The sequence below is a fragment of the Pseudomonas botevensis genome (assembly GCF_019145475.1).
GTDB lineage: Bacteria > Pseudomonadota > Gammaproteobacteria > Pseudomonadales > Pseudomonadaceae > Aquipseudomonas > Aquipseudomonas botevensis.
In genome coordinates, this window is sequence record NZ_JAHTKI010000011.1 from 115,958 (window position 1) to 134,613 (window position 18,656).

Here is an 18,656-nt window from a genome sequence, read left to right on the forward strand (position 1 = left end):
CCGTACCTTACTCTCAAGCGTGCAATTTCCTCAGGTTGTGTCCGCGTATGACAGGTGAAATGAACATCCTCCCGCTCCCGCAAACCACGCCGGCGAACAGTCGCCCACAAGTGGTCAGCGGTGAATTGCTCAAGCTGCTGACGCCGGTCGAGGGGTTGATCGGCGCCGGTCAGAGCGCCCGGGCCGAGGTGTTGTCGCTCAAACAGGCGGACCAGACCTTTCAATTGCTGCTCAAGGTCACCCTCGACAACGGTCGCCAGACCACCGTGCAGGCCACCAGCAGCCAGCCCCTGCCCCAGGGCACCAGTCTGGCGATCACCCAGCCATCGGCGGGCAACCTGGCGATCACCGTGCAACAGGCCATCGCCAGCAGCGTCGCCACCCTCACCCGCATCGACACCGCGCAATTGCCGGTCGGCACGCTGTTGCAAGGCAAGGTGCTGACCGCTCAGGTGCTGCCGCAAGTGCCGGGACAACCGACGGTGTATCGCTCGCTGGTGACGCTGCTCAACACCGCGTTGAGTGGCAGCACCCTGAGCATCGACAGCCCGCAACCACTGCGTATCGGCACGCTGCTGTCGGCGCTGGTGCAAGACACCCAGACCCTGAAATTCCTGCCCCTGAGCAATCGTCAGGAGCAACTGGCGGTCAGCCAGCAACTGGTCAGTCAGCAGAGCCGCCAGGGTTCGCTCGATGGCTTGCTGAAGATCCTCCAGAACCTGCCGCCCGCCAGCAGCGACCAGACTTCCCAGGACTTGCGCGCGGCGGTCGACAAACTGCTCGCCAGCCTGCCGGATGTACAACAATTGAGCACCCCTCGGGGTCTGGCCCAGGCCCTGGCCAACAGCGGGGTTTTCCTCGAAACCAAACTGCTGACCGGGCAAAACCCGACGCTGACCCCGGACATGAAAAGCGACCTGCTGAAACTGATCGCGCAGCTCACGCCAGGACTGCCGAGCAGCACCAGTTTCAACGCGATCATCGCCGCCAACACCCTGGCCCAGGCACTGCCGAGTTTCGTGCGCAACGCCCTCGGCACCCTCGGCCAGGTCAGCGCCAAACCTGTGCCGAGCAGCTTCCCGCTGCCCGAACGACTGCTGCAAAGTCTGGAAGGCGAAGGCGATCTGGAGCATCTGCTGCGCCTCGCGGCAGCGGCGGTATCGCGCCTGCAAAGCCATCAGTTATCGAGCCTGGAACAGACCGGCGTCACCGACGACGGCCGTCTCCTGAGCACCTGGCAACTGGAAATCCCCATGCGCAACTTGCAGGACATCGTGCCGTTGCAGGTCAAATTCCAGCGCGAGGAAGCCCCGGAAAAACAGGAGCCGAACGAGCAACGCCGCGACGAGCGCGAACCGAAACAGCAACTGTGGCGCGTCGATCTGGCGTTCGACATGGAACCGCTGGGGCCGATGCAGATTCAGGCGCAACTCATCAGTGGCAGCCTGTCGAGCCAGCTCTGGGCCGAACGGCCGTACACCGCAAGCCTGATCGAAAGCAATCTGGCCGCGCTGCGCCAGCGCCTGCTGGATTCGGGGCTGAATGTCGGCGATCTCGACTGCCACCTCGGCACTCCGCCGCAAGGCAACCAAACCCGTCTCGAACACCGCTGGGTCGATGAAACCGCATGAACGATTCCACTGCTCCACGCCAGGCCATCGCCCTCAAATACGACGGCAGCCACGCCCCGACGCTCACCGCCAAGGGTGATGAAGAACTGGCCGAAGAAATCCTGCGCATCGCCCGTGACTGCGAAGTGCCGATCTACGAAAACGCCGAACTGGTGCGCCTGCTCGCGCGCATGGAACTGGGCGACAGCATTCCGCAGGAGCTGTACCTGACGATCGCCGAGATCATCGCGTTTGCGTGGAATCTGAAGGGCAAGTTCCCGCAAGGACAGGATCCGGATGCGCCCATGGTCGAGAAGGACATCACCGATCGCGGGGATGATTACTGAGGTTTCGAAGCCCCCTTCGCAAACAAGCCCGCCGCCACGTTGATTGTGGGAGCGGGCTTGCTCGCGAAGGGCGATTTCAGCTTCAACGCAAAAATCAGCTTCTGTGCAGCTTTCTCATCAACTCTGCCTCAGCCTGGGTCAAGCCGCAGGACTGGGTCAGTTCATCGACGCTCGCGCCCATGCCCACCAGTTTCGCCGCCTGGGCGAACGACAGGCTCGAGGGGTCGCGCTGTTCCAGCTGGATGATCTTGTCCGGCAACGGACCGACGACCGCGCGCAACTCGTGCAGGGCTTCGCCCATGCGCACGTTGCCGTTCTGGTAATCGTCGACGCGTTTGGCCAGGTCCTTGATGCGCTGGTCACGCAGCGCATCGCCCTGGGCCTGTTGCGCAGCGATCAGCCGCTGCGCCTTGATGTACGCCAGAAACATCGCCAGCGTGCCTGCCCAGAAAAGGAACAGGACAATGACCGCTACCTCGAGAATCAATCAGATATTCTCCAGTTCCGACCATTCTTCTTCGCTCATCATCTTGTCCAGCTCGACCAGGATCAGCAACTCGTTGTTCTTGTTGCATACGCCCTGGATGAACTTGGCCGACTCTTCGTTACCGACGTTTGGCGCGGTCTCGATTTCCGACTGACGCAGGTAAACCACTTCAGCCACGCTGTCGACCATGATCCCGACCACTTGCTTGTCGGCCTCGATGATGACGATACGGGTGTTGTCGCTGATCTCGCCGCTCATCAGGCCGAAGCGCTGACGGGTGTCGATCACGGTCACCACGTTGCCGCGCAGGTTGATGATGCCCAGCACGTAGCTTGGCGCACCCGGAACCGGAGCGATTTCGGTGTAGCGCAGGACTTCCTGAACGCGCATCACGTTGATGCCGTAGGTTTCATTGTCCAGTTTGAAGGTCACCCATTGCAGGATCGGATCTTCGGAACCCTTTGCCGCCGTAGCCTTGTCGTTCATACCCTAGCCCCTCGAAAAACCGCGCCTGGCGGTGTGTGTTCGGTGCGCCGGCTTCAAGGGCCAGCGCGTGTCTTTTATGTCGGTTTGTGGTTCGGCTTACTGCCGGACATGTGCTTAGCCCCGCCGCTGGCGATCAACTCGGCCAGTGCGGCGACATCGAGCAAGGCGCACATGTGTTCAATCACCGTGCCGGCGAGCCATGGCCGCTGCCCTCGGTGACTTCTCCATTTGATTTCATTCGGGTCCAGGCGCAGCGAGCGGCTGACCTGATGCACCGCCAGCCCCCACTCGTAGCCCTGCACCGAAATCACGTACTGCAAGCCCTGACGGAAGTCGTCGCGATAACGATCCGGCATGACCCAGCGCGCGGTGTCCAGTACCTTCAGGTTGCCAGCCTGGCTCGGCAGGATGCCGAGGAACCATTCCGGCTGACCGAACAGCGGCGTCAATTCGTGGCCGGCCAGCGAATAGATCGAACCCAGGCACACCAGCGGCACCGCCAGGGTCAGCCCGGCGACGTCGAACAACAGACATTCGAACGCTTCGGCGGCCCAGGCCGGACGGCCATCGGTGTCCACCGGCGGCGGTGTGTTGCTCGGCGGCAGATGCACTTCCACCAGCGGTGGAACCAGCGTTTGCTCAACCTGCACAGGGGCCGGCGCTTGTGGCTCGACCGGCGCGGGAGCGGGTTCTGGTTCCGGCGTCGTTTGCAGCAATCGGGTTTGCAACAGCGGTGCGAGGGTCGAAACCGGCCGCACAGGTTCCGGGGTTTCGATCAATGCCACAGGCGCTCTGGCAACCGGGGCCGGGGCTGGCGCCGCCACCGTTGTCACCGGTCTGGCAGACGCCTGTGCATCGCGCGCCTGCTCTTCAAGCACCGCTGCCTGGAATTCATCGAGCGCGGCGGCACTTTCAACCACTTCGACCTGCACCTCGACTTCGTCCAGCAACGCCTCCGGCACGTCCTGCAACAAGCTGTCCAGATAGGACTGCAAAGCCATCTGCGGACGTGAAGTCAGTTTGATCGGCCGGTTCATGCTCAGGCCACCTGCGGAACGAGTTGCTGCGCCAGCAGATGCTTGAGCAACGCGCGGTAAGCCAACACGCCACGGCTCTTGCCATCGAACTGCGAAGGCGTGACACCGGCACGGCTGGCATCGCGCAGACGGGTATCGACCGGGATGTAACCCTGCCAGATCTCGTCGGGGAATTTGTCCCGCAACACCCTCAGGGTGCCCATCGACGCCTGGGTGCGGCGGTCGAACAGGGTCGGCACGATGCTGAACGGCAGAGCCTGTTTGCGCGAGCGGTTGATCATTGCCAGGGTGTTGACCATGCGCTCCAGACCTTTGACGGCCAGGTGTTCGGTCTGCACCGGGATCACCAGTTGCTGACTGGCGGCCAGGGCGTTGACCATCAGTACGCCCAACAGCGGCGGGCTGTCGATGATCGCGTAATCGAAATCCTGCCACAGCTGCGCCAGACTCTTGGCGATCACCAGGCCCAGGCCACTCTGCCCCGGCGACTGGCGCTCGAGGGTCGCCAGCGCGGTGCTCGATGGCAACAAGGAAATGCGTTCGTCGCTGGTCGACAGCAGCAACTGCCCCGGCAGGCCTTGCGGCACGCCGCCCTTGTGCAGAAACAGGTCGTAGTTGCTGTGTTCCAGGCTGTCGGGATCGTAACCGAAATAGCTGGTCATCGAGCCGTGGGGGTCGAGATCGACCACAACCACGCGCTTGCCCGCCTCGGCCAGCAACCCGGCTAAAGCGATGGAGGAAGTGGTTTTACCGACACCACCCTTTTGATTGGCGACTGCCCAGACTCTCATTCGGATCATTCCTCCCGGCCGAGATGCTCGGCCGAGACATAGCTCAGCGTATTAATGCGGGCGACGGAGAATTGACGGCACTCTCGCGTCCCGGCGTCTTGACCGGGGTCGGTGCAGTTTGTGTGCCAGCGCGCTTCAATGCCGCGTCCGGTGTTGCATTGGCGGTGCCCGTACCGGTGAGGCTGCGGCGCACGTCGAGGTTTCGCGACACCACCAGCACCACGCGACGGTTTTTCGCGCGGCCTTCGGCGGTGGCATTGTTGGCCACCGGCTGGAATTCGCCGTAGCCCACCGACGCCAGGCGACCGGGGTTCACCCCCTGCATCGCCAGCATGCGCACGATGCTCGCCGAACGCGCCGAGGACAGCTCCCAGTTGGTCGGGTACTGCGCGGTGCGGATCGGCTGGTCATCGGTGAAGCCTTCGACGTGGATCGGGTTGTCGAACGGTTTGAGGATCGCTGCGACCTTGTCGATGATGCTGAACGCGATGTCGCTCGGCATCGCGTCGCCGCTGCCGAACAACAGGCTGGAGTTAAGCTCGATCTCGACCCACAGCTCGTTGCCGCGCACGGTCATCTGGTTGGAACTGATCAGGTCGCCGAACGCGGCGCTGATGTCGTCGGCAATGCTTTTCAAAGGGTCGCTGGCCCCGGCGATACCGGCGTCGACCTGCTCGCTGTCCTTGACCAGCGGCTTGGCCGGGGTCACGGTCTTCGGTCGTTCTTCGCCGATGGGGATCGGCTTGAGCGCGCGGTCGGAGTCGGTGAAGACCCCGATCAACGCTTCGGAAATGATCTTGTACTTGCCTTCGTTGATCGACGAGATCGAGTACATCACCACAAAGAAAGCGAACAGCAGCGTGATGAAGTCTGCGTACGACACAAGCCAGCGCTCGTGGTTGACGTGTTCTTCATGCTGGCGACGACGAGCCATAGTCCATTACCCCCATCAATCCATGAAGCCCTGAAGCTTCAGCTCGATAGAGCGAGGGTTTTCACCTTCGGCGATCGACAAAATACCTTCCAACAACATTTCGCGATAACGCGACTGCCGCAACGCGATTGACTTGAGCTTGGCGGCGACCGGCAGCAGCACCAGGTTGGCACTCGCCACACCGTAGATGGTGGCGACGAACGCCACGGCGATGCCGTTGCCCAGTTGCGACGGATCGGCCAGGTTGCCCATGACGTGGATCAGGCCCATCACTGCCCCGATGATGCCGATGGTCGGCGCGTAGCCGCCCATGCTTTCGAAGACCTTGGCAGCTTCGATGTCGCGGGCTTCCTGGGTGTAGAAATCGACTTCAAGGATGCTGCGGATCGCTTCCGGCTCGGCGCCGTCGACCAGCAGTTGCAGGCCTTTGCGCGAGTAGGCGTCCGGTTCGGCATCTGCCACGCCTTCCAGGCCGAGCAGGCCTTCCTTGCGCGCGGTGAGACTCCAGTTGACCACCCGGTCGATACCGCCGGCCAGATCCACCCGTGGCGGAAAGAAGATCCAGGCGAGAATCTGCATGGCGCGCTTGAAGGCGCTCATCGGCGATTGCAGCAGCGCGGCCCCGATGGTGCCGCCCAGCACGATCAGCGCCGCCGGGCCGTTGGCCAGCGCGCCGAGGTGGCCGCCTTCAAGGAAGTTGCCGCCGATGATGGCGACGAACGCCATGATGATCCCGATAAGGCTTAGAACATCCATCAGATGCACGCCTCGACCAGATGCTTGCCGATATCGTCCAGGCCGTACACCGCGTCGGCGAGGTCAGCTTTGACGATCGCCATCGGCATGCCGTAGATCACGCAACTGGCTTCGTCCTGCGCCCACACCGAACTGCCGCCCTGCTTGAGCAGACGCGCGCCTTCACGGCCATCGGCGCCCATGCCGGTCAGCACCACCGCCAGAACTTTGTCGCCGTAGGATTTCGCGGCGGAGCCGAAGGTGATGTCCACGCACGGCTTGTAGTTCAGACGCTCGTCGCCCGGCAGGATTTTCACCGCACCACGGCCGTCGATCATCATCTGCTTGCCACCCGGCGCCAGCAGCGCCAGGCCCGGACGCAGGATGTCGCCATCCTCGGCTTCCTTGACGCTGATGCGGCACAGCTTGTCCAGACGCTCGGCGAACGCCTTGGTGAACGCCGCCGGCATGTGCTGGATCAGCACGATCGGCGCCGGGAAGTTCGCCGGCAACTGGGTCAGGACCCGTTGCAGGGCTACCGGGCCGCCGGTCGATGTACCGATCGCCACCAGTTTGTAGGACTTGCGCTTGGGGGCCGGCGACGAAGCGCTGGCCGCCGGAGTGCGGGTCGGTGCATGGACAGGGGCTGGCGCCGGACGGGCCGGAGCGCTGCTGCCATGGCTGGCGAAACTCGACGGCGCAGGTGCAGGCGCGGGTGTCGGCGCAGGCGCAGCGGCCGGCGCCGGAGCGCTATAGGCGCTGAAACGACGGTTACTGCGCGAGATGCTGTGAACCTTCTCGCACAGCAACTGCTTGACCTTCTCCGGGTTGCGGGAGATGTCTTCGAAATTCTTCGGCAGGAAATCCACCGCGCCGGCATCCAGCGCATCCAGGGTCACCCGGGCGCCTTCGTGGGTCAGCGAGGAGAACATCAACACCGGGGTCGGGCAGCGCTGCATGATGTGCCGCACGGCCGTGATGCCGTCCATCATCGGCATCTCGTAGTCCATGGTGATCACGTCCGGCTTGAGGGCCAGGGCCTGATCGATCGCCTCTTTACCGTTGGTCGCCGTACCGACGACCTGGATGCTCGGATCCGCTGAAAGAATTTCCGAGACGCGGCGGCGGAAAAAACCCGAATCGTCCACCACCAGGACTTTGACTGCCATAAACACTCCATTAGGTGCGGCGAGACGTTGTCGCCCCGCCGCCCCGGATTCAAATACGCCGTGCGGCGTAACGCTTGAGCATGCTCGGAACATCGAGAATCAGTGCAATGCGGCCGTCACCGGTGATGGTGGCGCCGGACATGCCCGGAGTTCCCTGGAGCATCTTGCCCAACGGCTTGATGACCACCTCTTCCTGGCCGACCAGTTGATCGACGACGAAGCCGATCCGCTGGGTGCCCACCGAAAGGATCACCACATGGCCCTCGCGCTGCTCTTCGTGAGCGGCGGAGCTGACCAGCCAGCGCTTGAGGTAGAACAATGGCAGCGCCTTGTCCCGCACGATCACCACTTCCTGGCCATCCACCACGTTGGTGGTCGACAGGTCGAGGTGGAAGATTTCGTTGACGTTCACCAGAGGGAACGCGAACGCCTGGTTGCCGAGCATCACCATCAGGGTCGGCATGATCGCCAGGGTCAGCGGCACCTTGATGACGATCTTCGAACCCTGGCCCTTGGTCGAGTAGATGTTGATCGAACCGTTGAGCTGGGAAATCTTGGTCTTCACCACGTCCATGCCGACGCCACGGCCGGACACGTCGGAAATCTCGGTCTTGGTCGAGAAGCCCGGGGCGAAGATCAGGTTGTAGCATTCGGTGTCGCTCAGGCGATCGGCCGCATCCTTGTCCATCACACCGCGTTTTACCGCGATCGAACGCAGGACGTTCGGGTCCATGCCCTTGCCGTCATCGGAAATCGACAGCAGGATGTGGTCGCCTTCCTGTTCGGCGGCGAGCACCACCTTGCCGCCACGGGCCTTGCCCGAGGCTTCACGCTCTTCCGGCGACTCGATACCGTGGTCGACCGCGTTGCGCACCAAGTGGACCAGCGGGTCGGCCAGTGCCTCGACGAGGTTCTTGTCGAGGTCGGTTTCTTCACCCACCAGTTCCAGGTTGATCTCTTTCTTGAGCTGACGCGCCAGGTCGCGAACCAGACGCGGGAAGCGCCCGAAGACCTTCTTGATCGGCTGCATCCGGGTCTTCATCACCGCGGTCTGCAAGTCGGCCGTGACCACGTCGAGGTTCGACACGGCCTTGGACATGGCTTCGTCGCCGCTGTTGAGACCCAGGCGCACCAGACGGTTACGCACCAGTACCAGCTCGCCGACCATGTTCATGATTTCGTCGAGACGCGCGGTGTCGACCCGCACGGTGGTCTCGGCTTCACTGGCCGGTTTTTCCGGTGGCGGCGAGGCCGGCGCACGGGCGGGTGCCGGTGCGGCCGCAGCGGCCGGTTTTGGCGCTTCGGCTTTCGGCTCGGCAGCTTTCGCGGCCGGCTTCGGCGCAGCCGCCGGAGTCTTGGCGGCAGGTGCGGCGGCAGCAGGCGTGGCGACGGCCGAAGTGCTGCCGGCGGAAACTGGCGCACCGCTAGCGACGTCCGTGAACTTGCCTTTGCCGTGCAGCTCGTCGAGCAGCGATTCGAATTCGTGATCGGTGATCAGATCGCTGCCTGCAGCGGCCGCAGCCGGAGCGGCAGGCGCCGGGGCCGAAGCAATGGCCGACTCCAGTGCTTCGACGGCGAAGTTGCCTTTGCCGTGCAACTGATCGAGCAGGGCTTCGAACTCATCGTCGGTAATGTCGGAGCTGTCGCCGGCCGCCGGCGCCGCAGGAGCGGCCGCCACCGGGGCCACCGCATCAGCGGCGAACTGGCCCTTGCCGTGGAGCTGGTCGAGCAGCGACTCGAACTCGGCATCGGTGATTTCATCGCTGGCCGCTTCATCGGCGCTCTGCACCGGCGCAGCCACGGCCGCCGGGGCCTCGGCTTCAGCCTTGACGGCGCTCAGCGAGTCCAGCAACTGTTCGAATTCGTTATCGGTGATGTCGCCCGAGGCTGCGTCTTCAACGACCAGTTCCTCGATCATCTCGGCCACCGGCGAGGCCACGGCTTCATCAGCCGATTGCGGCTCGGCCAGACGCGACAGCGCCGCCAGCAGTTCCGGTGTTGCAGCGGTGATCGGGCTGCGATCGCGAACTTCGCCGAACATGCTGTTCACCGAGTCCAGCGCTTCGAGCACCACGTCCATCAGTTCTGCATCTACGCGTCGCTCACCCTTGCGCAGGATGTCGAACACGTTTTCGGCGATGTGACAGCACTCCACCAGCTCGTTGAGCTGAAGGAAGCCGGCGCCCCCTTTTACAGTGTGGAAACCGCGAAAAATTGCGTTGAGCAGATCCGCGTCATCCGGACGGCTTTCCAGCTCGACCAGTTGCTCGGACAGTTGCTCAAGAATCTCGCCGGCCTCAACCAGGAAATCCTGAAGGATCTCTTCATCGGCGCCGAAGCTCATTAATGGGGTGCTCCTACAGGTCTAAAAACCCAAAAAAACTCAAAATCCAAGGCTGGATAGCAAATCGTCCACATCGTCCTGACCGGACACAACGTCTTCTCGTTTATCGGCATGAATCTGCGGACCTTCACCCTGCGAGAGATGTTTTTGTGGATCTTTTTCAGCAAGCATCGCCGCACGGTCATGTTCGATGCCCGCGAAGCGGTCCACCTGACTGGCCATGAGGACGAGTTTGAGCAGGTTGCTTTCGACTTCGGTGACCAACTGGGTCACACGCTTGATCACCTGACCGGTGAGGTCCTGGTAATCCTGCGCCAGCAGAATGTCGTTCAGGTTGGCCGATACGGCGCGGTTGTCCGCGCTGCTGCGTGCCAGAAAACCGTCGACCCGGCGAGCCAGTTCACGGAACTCTTCGGCACCGACTTCGCGGCGCATGAAACGCCCCCAATCGGCACTCAACGCCTGGGCTTCGTCAGCCAGGCCATTGACCACCGGCGTGGCGCTCTCCACCAGATCCATGGTGCGGTTGGCGGCGTTCTCGGTCAGCTTGACCACATAGCCCAGGCGTTCGGTCGCATCAGTGATCTGCGACACTTCCTCGGCTTGCGGCATGTGCGGATCGATCTGGAAATTGACGATCGCGCTGTGCAGTTCACGCGTGAGCTTGCCCACTTCCTGGTACAGGCCACGGTCGCGGGTCTGATTGAGCTCATGGATCAGTTGCACGGCTTCGCCGAACTTGCCTTTTTCAAGGCTTTCGACCAGTTCGACCGCGTGTTTTTTCAGAGTCGACTCGAAGTCGCCCTGTGAAGATTCGTTATGCTCCATAGCTCCCCCGGGGCGCGTACATCAGCCGATGCGTTCGAAAATCTTCTCGATCTTTTCTTTCAGCGCCTGAGCTGTGAAAGGTTTGACCACGTAGCCGTTAACGCCGGCCTGGGCCGCTTCGATGATCTGTTCGCGCTTGGCTTCAGCGGTCACCATCAGCACCGGCAGGTGCTTGAGCTTTTCATCGGCGCGCACGTGACGCAGCAGGTCGATGCCGGTCATGCCGGGCATGTTCCAGTCAGTCACCAGAAAGTCGATGCTGCCGCTGTTGAGCACCGGAATGGCGGTGGTGCCATCGTCCGCTTCAACGGTGTTGGTGAACCCCAGATCACGCAGCAGGTTCTTGATGATCCGCCGCATCGTCGAGAAATCGTCAACGATGAGGATTTTCATGTCTTTGTTCAATTCGACCTCCAAGCAGTCTTAAACGCGCCCAGCACCTGGACGCGCCATTTCAATCAATCCGGCAAAGCACTCAAAGACTGTCTGGAGCACAACAGATCGAGACCGGTGCCGTTCACCACCGCACCAGCCTCGTTCGCAGCGTCCCCACACGGCTCTCAGCGCGCTCGCCACTCCCCCAAACGCCCCCGCAAACGGGCCGCGCACTGGCTGTGTAACTGGCTGACCCGCGATTCACTGACGCCCAGGACTTCACCGATTTCCTTGAGGTTCAGCTCTTCGTCGTAGTACAGCGCCAACACCAGTCGCTCACGCTCCGGCAAATTGGCAATCGCGTCCGCCAGCGCGGCCTGGAATCGCTCGTCTTCCAGATCGCGCGACGGCTCCAGATGAGCACTGGCGCCATCCTCGTGCAGACCTTCGTGTTCGCCGTCCTGCAACAGGTCGTCGAAACTGAACAGCCGGCTGCCCAAGGTGTCATTCAAAATCCCGTAGTAATCGTCGAGACTCAATTGGAGTTCGGCCGCAACCTCGTGATCTTTAGCGTCACGGCCGGTTTTAGCTTCAATTGCGCGAATCGCGTCGCTGACCATACGGGTGTTGCGGTGAACCGAGCGTGGCGCCCAGTCCCCCTTGCGCACTTCATCGAGCATCGCGCCGCGGATCCGGATGCCCGCGTACGTTTCGAAACTGGCGCCCTTGCTGGCGTCGTATTTGGTCGAGACTTCGAGCAGGCCGATCATCCCGGCCTGGATCAGGTCCTCGACCTGCACACTGGCCGGCAATCGCGCCAGCAAGTGGTAGGCAATGCGTTTGACCAGTGGCGCGTAACGCTCGATCAGCTCGTACTGCGCGTCACGTGCCGACTTCTTGTAGTAGTTCATACCGCTGGCGGTCATAGCACTGGCCCTGCCGTTTGCTGCACGAGGCGCTCGACGAAAAATTCGAGGTGCCCACGCGGGTTGGCGGGCAGCGGCCAGGTGTCGACCTTCTGGGCGATGGCCTTGAACGCCAGCGCGCACTTGGAACGCGGAAAGGCTTCATAGACCGCACGCTGCTTCTGCACCGCCTTGCGCACGCTTTCGTCGTAAGGCACCGCGCCGACGTATTGTAGGGCGACGTCAAGGAAGCGATCAGTGACCTTGGTCAACTTGGCGAACAGATTGCGCCCTTCCTGCGGGCTCTGCGCCATGTTGGCGAGGACGCGGAAGCGGTTCATGCCGTAGTCGCGATTGAGCAGTTTGATCAGCGCGTAGGCGTCAGTGATGGACGTCGGTTCGTCGCAGACCACCAGCAGCACTTCCTGGGCGGCGCGGACAAAACTGACCACCGAGTCACCGATACCCGCAGCGGTGTCGATCACCAGCACGTCGAGGTTGTCGCCGATATCGCTGAAGGCCTGGATCAGACCGGCATGCTGCGCCGGGCTCAGGTGAACCATGCTCTGGGTGCCGGAAGCGGCCGGCACGATGCGGATCCCGCCTGGCCCCTGCAACAGCACGTCGCGCAGCTCGCAGCGGCCTTCGATCACGTCGGCCAGTGTGCGTTTTGGCGTAAGCCCCAGCAGAACGTCGACGTTCGCCAGCCCCAGATCGGCGTCCAGCAGCATGACCCGACGGCCAAGCTCTGCCAGCGCCAGAGACAAGTTCACTGACACGTTAGTCTTGCCGACGCCACCTTTGCCGCCGGTCACCGCGATCACCTGTACGGGATGCATGCTGCCCATGTTATTTCTTTACCTTGTCTTGCATAGACGGAGGCCACATTACTGGCTGCGCGTTCACAACCGGAACAATGCGTGGCAAGCCATCGATGTAGGTACAAAAACTGTTCATTACCTCAGCCAACCTGCTTGGTCGGGCTGTGGTAGATATCAGCGAACATGTCAGCCATGGCTTCTTCGCTGGGTTCTTCCTGCATTTGCACGCTGACGGCGCGGCTGACCAGTTGATGACGGCGCGGCAGATGCAGATCATCCGGAATGCGCGGGCCATCGGTCAGGTAGGCGACCGGCAGTTCATGGCTGATCGCCAGGCTCAACACCTCGCCCAGACTGGCCGTTTCATCCAGTTTAGTCAGGATGCACCCGGCGAGCCCGCAACGCTTGTAACTGTGATAAGCGGCGGTTAGAACCTGTTTCTGGCTGGTGGTTGCCAGCACCAGATAATTTTTCGAGCGGATGCCGCGACCGGCCAGGCTTTCCAGTTGCATGCGCAGGGCCGGGTCGCTGGCCTGCAGGCCGGCGGTGTCGATCAGCACCACGCGCTTGCGCAGCAACGGATCCAGCGCCTGCACCAGGGACTGGCCCGGGTCGACGTGGGTCACCGACACATTGAGGATCCGCCCCAGCGTCTTCAACTGCTCCTGGGCACCGATGCGGAAGCTGTCCATGCTCACCAGCGCAATGTTCTGCGCGCCGTACTTGAGCACGTAGCGAGCAGCCAGTTTGGCCAGCGTGGTGGTCTTGCCCATGCCGGCCGGGCCGACCATGGCAATCACCCCGCCGTCTTCCAGCGGCTCGACTTCCGGAACAGAGATCATCCGCGCCAGATGCGCGAGCAACATGCGCCAGGCCTGACGCGGCTCTTCGATATCGCTGATCATCGCCAGCAGATCACGGGACAGCGGGCCGGACAGGCCGATCCGTTGCAGGCGACGGTAAAGATTGGCCTGGGCCGGACGGCTGCCTTGCAGCTGGTTCCAGGCCAGGGTGCCGAGCTGCACTTCCATCAGTTCGCGCAGGCTGTTGAGTTCGAACCGCATCGAGTCCAGCGCACGCGGATCGACACCGGCAGCGGCCGGGGCAGGCGCCACCGGGGCCGGGCGATTCGGCGCGGCGTAGGTCGGCTCGGTCAACGGTTCGGCAGCGGTCAGCGGCAGGCCGGCCGTCAGCGGCAGCCCGGAGAACAACTGGCGATTGGTGCTGCCGTCGGCTTCGCCACGCAGGCTCAGCTCGGCCTGGGCGGTGACGATGCGCGACTGGGTCTTGCGCAGCTCGTCTTCGAGTTCCATGTTCGGCACCCGTGGCGCCAGCGCCGACAGTTTGTAATCCAGCGCCGCCGTCAGCTCGACGCCGCCGGCAATGCGGCGGTTGCCAATGATGGCGGCATCAGCGCCCAGCTCATCACGAACCAGCTTCATGGCCTGACGCATATCGGCGGCGAAAAAACGCTTAACTTGCATAAACCACTACCTCAGCCGTTGGGCCCTACTGTCGCAACGATGGTCACTTGCTTGTTGTCCGGAATTTCCTGGTAGGCCAGCACATGCAGTCCGGGGACGGCGAGGCGACCAAAACGCGAGAGCATCGCGCGTACCGGGCCTGCTACCAACAGGATCACCGGCTGACCTTGCATTTCCTGACGCTGCGCCGCTTCGATGAGCGAACGTTGCAGCTTCTCGGCCATGCTTGGCTCCAGCAGAACGCCCTCTTCCGAGCCTTGTCCTGCCTTCTGCAGACTATTGAGCAATATTTGTTCCAACCTTGGCTCCAAGGTGATCACAGGCAGCTCGGACTCAGTACCTACAATGCTTTGGACGATGGCGCGGGATACGCCAACCCGCACGGCAGCCACCAGCGCGGCGGTATCTTGACTCTTGGCGGCGTTGTTGGCGATGGCTTCGGCGATGCTGCGGATATCGCGCACCGGCACATGTTCGGCCAGCAGCGCCTGCAGAACCTTGAGCAGTTGCGACAGCGAAACCACCCCCGGCACCAACTCTTCGGCCAGTTTCGGCGAACCCTTGGCCAGCAATTGCATCAGTTGCTGCACTTCTTCGTGGCCGATCAGCTCGCTGGAGTGCTTGTACAGAATCTGGTTCAAGTGAGTGGCGACCACGGTACTGGCATCGACCACGGTATAACCCAGCGATTGCGCCTGGGCACGCTGGCTGATTTCGATCCACACCGCTTCCAGGCCGAAAGCCGGATCCTTGGCGTTGATGCCGTTGAGCGAGCCGTAGACCTGGCCGGGGTTGATCGCCAGTTCGCGGTCCGGGTAGATCTCGGCTTCGGCGAGGATCACGCCCATCAGGGTCAGGCGATAAGCGCTCGGTGCCAGATCGAGGTTGTCGCGAATGTGGACGGTCGGCATCAGGAAGCCCAGGTCCTGGGACAGCTTCTTGCGCACGCCCTTGATCCGCGCCAGCAGTTGCCCGCCCTGGTTGCGGTCCACCAGCGGAATCAGGCGATAGCCGACCTCCAGGCCGATCATGTCGATCGGAGTCACGTCGTCCCAGCCCAGCTCCTTGGTTTCCAGGGCGCGGGCCGGCGACGGCAGCAGCTCCTGTTGACGTTTGACCTCCTGCAACGCCTGCACCTTGTCGGCGTTCTGCTTTTTCCAGAACAGGTACGCGCCGCCAGCGGCCAGGGCGGCCATGGTCAGGAACGAAAAGTGCGGCATGCCCGGCACCAGGCCCATGACCGCCATCAGTCCGGCGGCCACGGCCAGCGCTTTGGGCGAGGCGAACATCTGGCGGTTGATCTGCTTGCCCATGTCTTCCGAACCGGAAGCACGGGTCACCATGATCGCCGCAGCAGTGGAGAGCAGCAGTGATGGCAATTGCGCCACCAAACCGTCACCGATGGTCAGCAGCGCGTAAACCTTGCCCGCGTCGGCGAAGGTCATGTTGTGTTGGAAGATACCGACGGCCATGCCGCCGATCAGGTTGATGAACAGGATCAGCAGGCCGGCGATGGCGTCACCGCGCACGAACTTGCTGGCACCGTCCATGGAACCGTAGAACTCGGCTTCCTGGGCGACTTCCTGACGGCGGGCCTTGGCCTGGGCCTGGTCGATCAGGCCGGCGTTGAGGTCCGCGTCGATCGCCATCTGCTTGCCGGGCATCGCATCGAGGGTGAAGCGCGCGCTCACCTCGGAAATCCGCCCGGCACCCTTGGTGACCACGACGAAGTTGATGATCATCAGGATCGCGAAGACCACGATACCGACCACGTAGTTACCGCCGATCACCACCTCACCGAAGGCCTGGATCACCTTACCGGCGGCGGCGTGGCCGTCCTGACCGTGGAGCATCACCACCCGTGTCGACGCCACGTTCAGCGCCAGTCGCAACAGCGTCGCCACCAGCAGGATCGTCGGGAACACCGCAAAATCCAGCGGCCGCAGGGCGTACACGCAGACCAGCAGCACCACGATCGACAGGGCGATGTTGAAGGTGAAGAACACGTCGAGCAGGAACGGCGGCACCGGCAGCATCATCATGGCCAGCATGACCAGCAGCAACAGCGGCACGCCCAGATTGCCGCGACTGAGTTCGGCAATGTTCGAGCGAGCACTGTTGATTAACTGAGAGCGATCCACCGGTTTTCCCCGTTCCTTTAAAGCAAACTTTTGACGCCCGAAGCAGGCGCACGGCGGCTACTGCAAAAAGCCTTCCAACTTTTGCACAGGATTGAAACAGAGGGGTTTATCGGGATTTTTGCGCAAGGATTGCATCAGTGAAAACGGGCCTGCCGACGCTCTCGCAAACAGGCCCGTGGCGGGCAGATCAACCGGCGGTGAGAATCTGTTCGGGCGCAATCGACCCCAACGTCAGTTGATGGGTTTTCATGTAGCGCATCCCGCGATTCATCGGGACACCTTCCACATCCACCATGTCTTCTTCGGCATAACCCAACACGACAACCGTGTACGGCGCCGTGTCCCCGGACAAAACATCACTGTGCATCAGGTTGAGGGCCGCCTGGAAACGAGCGACCGGCAGTTCACCGACCTGCACCGGCCGCCCGTCCTCATGGCGAAAATACTTGCCCGCCGTGATCTGCAAGGTGTCTCCGGTCATTTTGAGCTCGGGCTTGTCGTACCGCTGTTCGAGCCCGCCGCTCGACCACGCGGCCGAGTAGTAATCCGCATCGCTGAAAACCCGGAACAACGCCGCGTTATCGCGAATACGTCCTGCCCAGTCGAAGAAGTAATTGTAAGCATGGTGATAGGCCAACCCATCGAACTCGGGCCGGATCGCATTGAGCGGCGCGTCCAGATAGCCGGGAATGTACTGGTCCGCCATGACCTTGAAGTTCAAAAAGTCCATGCGCAGATTGAAGACGACCCGATACCCCATCGCCCTTTCACTGGCATTTTCCATCAGCTCACCGGAGACGAAATCCAACGCCATCCCCGGGACCTTTCGATACAGACGCTCAACCATGATGGCTTCCTCTGACAAGACGCGAGCATCTCGAACGCTCTCAGCACCTGCCACAAGCGTCCACGGCGAGACATCCAGCGGGAACGATTCCCGCCCCCATGAAAACGCCTGGACCGGCGGCCGTCTACTGTCAGAACTGTCAGGTGCGAAGGGTTTTCAGACGAAATGCACAGTCAGGAATCGCGGCGCAGATCCGGCGGGATCGGCAGGTCGTCCTTGAGCGGATCCGGGCGCTTGCCCTTGCCCGCGCGGTATTGGCGGATCTGGTAGACGTAGGCCAGCACCTGGGCGACCGCCAGATACAGGCCGCCGGGGATCTCCTGCTCCAGCTCGGTGGAGTAGTAGATCGAACGCGCCAGGCCCGGCGACTCAAGCAGCATGACATTGTTGGCCACGGCGATTTCGCGGATTTTCAGTGCCAGGAAATCGCTGCCCTTGGCCAGCAACACCGGCGCCCCGCCCTTGTCGGCGTCGTACTTGAGCGCCACGGCGTAGTGGGTCGGGTTGGTGATGACCACGTCGGCATCCGGAATCGCCGCCATCATCCGCCGCTGCGACATCTCGCGCTGGGTCTGGCGAATGCGCTGCTTGACCTCCGGGCGGCCCTCCTGGTCCTTGTGCTCGTCGCGCACTTCCTGCTTGGTCATCTTGAGCTTCTTGATGCTCTCCCAGATCTGCACCGGCACATCGACCGCCGCGATGATGATCAGCCCGCACGCCAGCCATAGCGTGCTCCAGCCCACCAGCAGCACGCTATGGATGATCGCCTGCTCAAGCGGTTCGTGGGCAATGCGCAACAGGTCGTCGACGTCGCCGGACAACACCACCAGCGCCACCGCCAACGTGATCAGGAACTTGGCCAGCGCCTTGAGCAGCTCGATCACCGATTTGCTGGAAAACATGCGCTTGAACCCGGACAGCGGGTTCATCCGGCTGAACTTGGGCGCCAGGGAGCCGGCGGCGAACAGCCAGCCACCCAGCGCAATCGGCCCCAGGAATGCGGCAATCAGCAGCGTAATCATGATCGGCTGAATCGCCAGCAGCGCCATCAGCCCCGACTGCATCAGAAACTTGCCCATGGAGCCCTGATCCATGACCACTTCGCGCGACAGGGTGAAGTTCAGGCGCATCAGCTCCATCAGGTCCTCGGCCAGCATGCCGCCGAAAATCAGCAGCGCCGCCGAGCCGGCAAGCATGATCGCCAGCGTGTTGAGTTCCTTGGAGCGCGCCACCTCGCCCTTCTCGCGAGAGTCCTTTTTGCGCTTCTCCGTGGGGTCTTCCGTCTTATCCTGACCGCTTTCGCTTTCGGCCATGA

General features: G+C 62.3%; 18 protein-coding genes. 2 read left to right on the forward strand and 16 right to left on the reverse strand.

The genetic code is table 11. From position 1 onward, the window contains the following. The first annotated feature begins 47 nt into the window (after window positions 1–47). Window positions 48–1,631 (forward strand): flagellar hook-length control protein FliK, encoded by a 1,584-nt coding sequence (gene fliK / locus KVQ74_RS16205; RefSeq protein WP_217832183.1) that lies wholly within the window; start codon window positions 48–50, stop codon window positions 1,629–1,631. Beyond that, window positions 1,628–1,957 (forward strand): EscU/YscU/HrcU family type III secretion system export apparatus switch protein, encoded by a 330-nt coding sequence (locus tag KVQ74_RS16210; RefSeq protein ID WP_217832184.1) that lies wholly within the window; start codon window positions 1,628–1,630, stop codon window positions 1,955–1,957. The genes fliK and KVQ74_RS16210 overlap by 4 nt, the downstream gene beginning before the upstream one ends. Window positions 1,958–2,051: 94 nt before the next feature. On the opposite strand, the gene KVQ74_RS16215 is transcribed toward KVQ74_RS16210, so the two are convergent. From KVQ74_RS16215 to flhB, 16 genes are all read right to left on the reverse strand, one after another. Continuing rightward, the gene (locus tag KVQ74_RS16215) at window positions 2,052–2,444 is read right to left on the reverse strand and encodes a DUF2802 domain-containing protein (protein ID WP_217832185.1); all 393 of its coding nucleotides are present in this window, start codon (window positions 2,442–2,444) and stop codon (window positions 2,052–2,054) included. Continuing rightward, the gene (locus tag KVQ74_RS16220) at window positions 2,445–2,930 is read right to left on the reverse strand and encodes a chemotaxis protein CheW (RefSeq protein WP_007959223.1); all 486 of its coding nucleotides are present in this window, start codon (window positions 2,928–2,930) and stop codon (window positions 2,445–2,447) included. 74 nt (window positions 2,931–3,004) lie between these two features. Further along, window positions 3,005–3,967: a CheW domain-containing protein gene (locus KVQ74_RS16225; protein ID WP_217832186.1), complete on the reverse strand. Its 963-nt coding sequence runs from the start codon at window positions 3,965–3,967 to the stop codon at window positions 3,005–3,007. A 2-nt stretch (window positions 3,968–3,969) separates the two neighbouring features. Next, window positions 3,970–4,758 carry a ParA family protein gene (locus KVQ74_RS16230; RefSeq protein WP_011333076.1) on the reverse strand — a complete coding sequence of 263 codons (789 nt, stop codon included), beginning with the start codon at window positions 4,756–4,758 and terminating at the stop codon, window positions 3,970–3,972. Between the two features lie 43 nt (window positions 4,759–4,801). After that, a complete protein-coding gene (gene motD / locus KVQ74_RS16235; protein ID WP_217832187.1) occupies window positions 4,802–5,692 on the reverse strand; it encodes a flagellar motor protein MotD in 891 nt (296 codons plus the stop codon). Window positions 5,693–5,707: 15 nt separating this feature from the next. Continuing rightward, entirely contained in the window at window positions 5,708–6,448 is a 741-nt protein-coding gene (locus KVQ74_RS16240) for a flagellar motor protein (RefSeq protein WP_085710490.1), read from the reverse strand. Further along, on the reverse strand, window positions 6,448–7,596 hold the full coding sequence (locus tag KVQ74_RS16245; protein ID WP_217832188.1) for a protein-glutamate methylesterase/protein-glutamine glutaminase: 1,149 nt from the start codon (window positions 7,594–7,596) through the stop codon (window positions 6,448–6,450). The genes KVQ74_RS16240 and KVQ74_RS16245 overlap by 1 nt, the downstream gene beginning before the upstream one ends. Window positions 7,597–7,645: 49 nt before the next feature. Then, window positions 7,646–9,940, reverse strand: a complete 2,295-nt coding sequence (locus KVQ74_RS16250; RefSeq protein WP_217832189.1) for a chemotaxis protein CheA — start codon at window positions 9,938–9,940, stop codon at window positions 7,646–7,648. 39 nt (window positions 9,941–9,979) lie between these two features. Continuing rightward, window positions 9,980–10,768 carry a protein phosphatase CheZ gene (locus KVQ74_RS16255; RefSeq protein WP_217832190.1) on the reverse strand — a complete coding sequence of 263 codons (789 nt, stop codon included), beginning with the start codon at window positions 10,766–10,768 and terminating at the stop codon, window positions 9,980–9,982. A 21-nt stretch (window positions 10,769–10,789) separates the two neighbouring features. Next, the gene (locus KVQ74_RS16260; protein ID WP_003183998.1) at window positions 10,790–11,161 is read right to left on the reverse strand and encodes a chemotaxis response regulator CheY; all 372 of its coding nucleotides are present in this window, start codon (window positions 11,159–11,161) and stop codon (window positions 10,790–10,792) included. A 167-nt stretch (window positions 11,162–11,328) separates the two neighbouring features. Next, window positions 11,329–12,069 carry an RNA polymerase sigma factor FliA gene (fliA, locus tag KVQ74_RS16265; RefSeq protein WP_003222919.1) on the reverse strand — a complete coding sequence of 247 codons (741 nt, stop codon included), beginning with the start codon at window positions 12,067–12,069 and terminating at the stop codon, window positions 11,329–11,331. Continuing rightward, window positions 12,066–12,896 carry a flagellar synthesis regulator FleN gene (fleN, locus tag KVQ74_RS16270; RefSeq protein ID WP_003222917.1) on the reverse strand — a complete coding sequence of 277 codons (831 nt, stop codon included), beginning with the start codon at window positions 12,894–12,896 and terminating at the stop codon, window positions 12,066–12,068. Before fleN ends, fliA begins: the two co-directional genes overlap by 4 nt. 113 nt (window positions 12,897–13,009) lie before the next feature. Continuing rightward, a complete protein-coding gene (gene flhF / locus KVQ74_RS16275) occupies window positions 13,010–14,353 on the reverse strand; it encodes a flagellar biosynthesis protein FlhF (RefSeq protein ID WP_217832191.1) in 1,344 nt (447 codons plus the stop codon). Window positions 14,354–14,364: 11 nt separating this feature from the next. Next, a complete protein-coding gene (gene flhA, locus KVQ74_RS16280; RefSeq protein ID WP_217832192.1) occupies window positions 14,365–16,494 on the reverse strand; it encodes a flagellar biosynthesis protein FlhA in 2,130 nt (709 codons plus the stop codon). A gap of 187 nt (window positions 16,495–16,681) precedes the next feature. Next, complete coding sequence (locus KVQ74_RS16285) at window positions 16,682–17,341, reverse strand: hypothetical protein (RefSeq protein WP_217832193.1); 660 nt, start codon at window positions 17,339–17,341, stop codon at window positions 16,682–16,684. A gap of 173 nt (window positions 17,342–17,514) precedes the next feature. After that, window positions 17,515–18,654 (reverse strand): flagellar biosynthesis protein FlhB, encoded by a 1,140-nt coding sequence (flhB, locus tag KVQ74_RS16290; protein WP_217832194.1) that lies wholly within the window; start codon window positions 18,652–18,654, stop codon window positions 17,515–17,517. Window positions 18,655–18,656 lie beyond the last annotated feature (2 nt).

What these genes read in the sequence shown, in the direction of transcription:
- fliK (WP_217832183.1), top strand. Translation starts at nt 48, where the DNA reads ATGACAGGTGAAATGAACATCCTCCCGCTCCCGCAAACCACGCCGGCG.
- KVQ74_RS16210 (WP_217832184.1), top strand. Translation starts at nt 1,628, where the DNA reads ATGAACGATTCCACTGCTCCACGCCAGGCCATCGCCCTCAAATACGAC.
- KVQ74_RS16220 (WP_007959223.1), bottom strand. Translation starts at nt 2,930, where the DNA reads ATGAACGACAAGGCTACGGCGGCAAAGGGTTCCGAAGATCCGATCCTG.
- KVQ74_RS16225 (WP_217832186.1), bottom strand. Translation starts at nt 3,967, where the DNA reads ATGAACCGGCCGATCAAACTGACTTCACGTCCGCAGATGGCTTTGCAG.
- KVQ74_RS16230 (WP_011333076.1), bottom strand. Translation starts at nt 4,758, where the DNA reads ATGAGAGTCTGGGCAGTCGCCAATCAAAAGGGTGGTGTCGGTAAAACC.
- motD (WP_217832187.1), bottom strand. Translation starts at nt 5,692, where the DNA reads ATGGCTCGTCGTCGCCAGCATGAAGAACACGTCAACCACGAGCGCTGG.
- KVQ74_RS16240 (WP_085710490.1), bottom strand. Translation starts at nt 6,448, where the DNA reads ATGGATGTTCTAAGCCTTATCGGGATCATCATGGCGTTCGTCGCCATC.
- KVQ74_RS16245 (WP_217832188.1), bottom strand. Translation starts at nt 7,596, where the DNA reads ATGGCAGTCAAAGTCCTGGTGGTGGACGATTCGGGTTTTTTCCGCCGC.
- KVQ74_RS16250 (WP_217832189.1), bottom strand. Translation starts at nt 9,940, where the DNA reads ATGAGCTTCGGCGCCGATGAAGAGATCCTTCAGGATTTCCTGGTTGAG.
- KVQ74_RS16255 (WP_217832190.1), bottom strand. Translation starts at nt 10,768, where the DNA reads ATGGAGCATAACGAATCTTCACAGGGCGACTTCGAGTCGACTCTGAAA.
- KVQ74_RS16260 (WP_003183998.1), bottom strand. Translation starts at nt 11,161, where the DNA reads ATGAAAATCCTCATCGTTGACGATTTCTCGACGATGCGGCGGATCATC.
- fliA (WP_003222919.1), bottom strand. Translation starts at nt 12,069, where the DNA reads ATGACCGCCAGCGGTATGAACTACTACAAGAAGTCGGCACGTGACGCG.
- fleN (WP_003222917.1), bottom strand. Translation starts at nt 12,896, where the DNA reads ATGGGCAGCATGCATCCCGTACAGGTGATCGCGGTGACCGGCGGCAAA.
- flhF (WP_217832191.1), bottom strand. Translation starts at nt 14,353, where the DNA reads ATGCAAGTTAAGCGTTTTTTCGCCGCCGATATGCGTCAGGCCATGAAG.
- KVQ74_RS16285 (WP_217832193.1), bottom strand. Translation starts at nt 17,341, where the DNA reads ATGGTTGAGCGTCTGTATCGAAAGGTCCCGGGGATGGCGTTGGATTTC.
- flhB (WP_217832194.1), bottom strand. Translation starts at nt 18,654, where the DNA reads ATGGCCGAAAGCGAAAGCGGTCAGGATAAGACGGAAGACCCCACGGAG.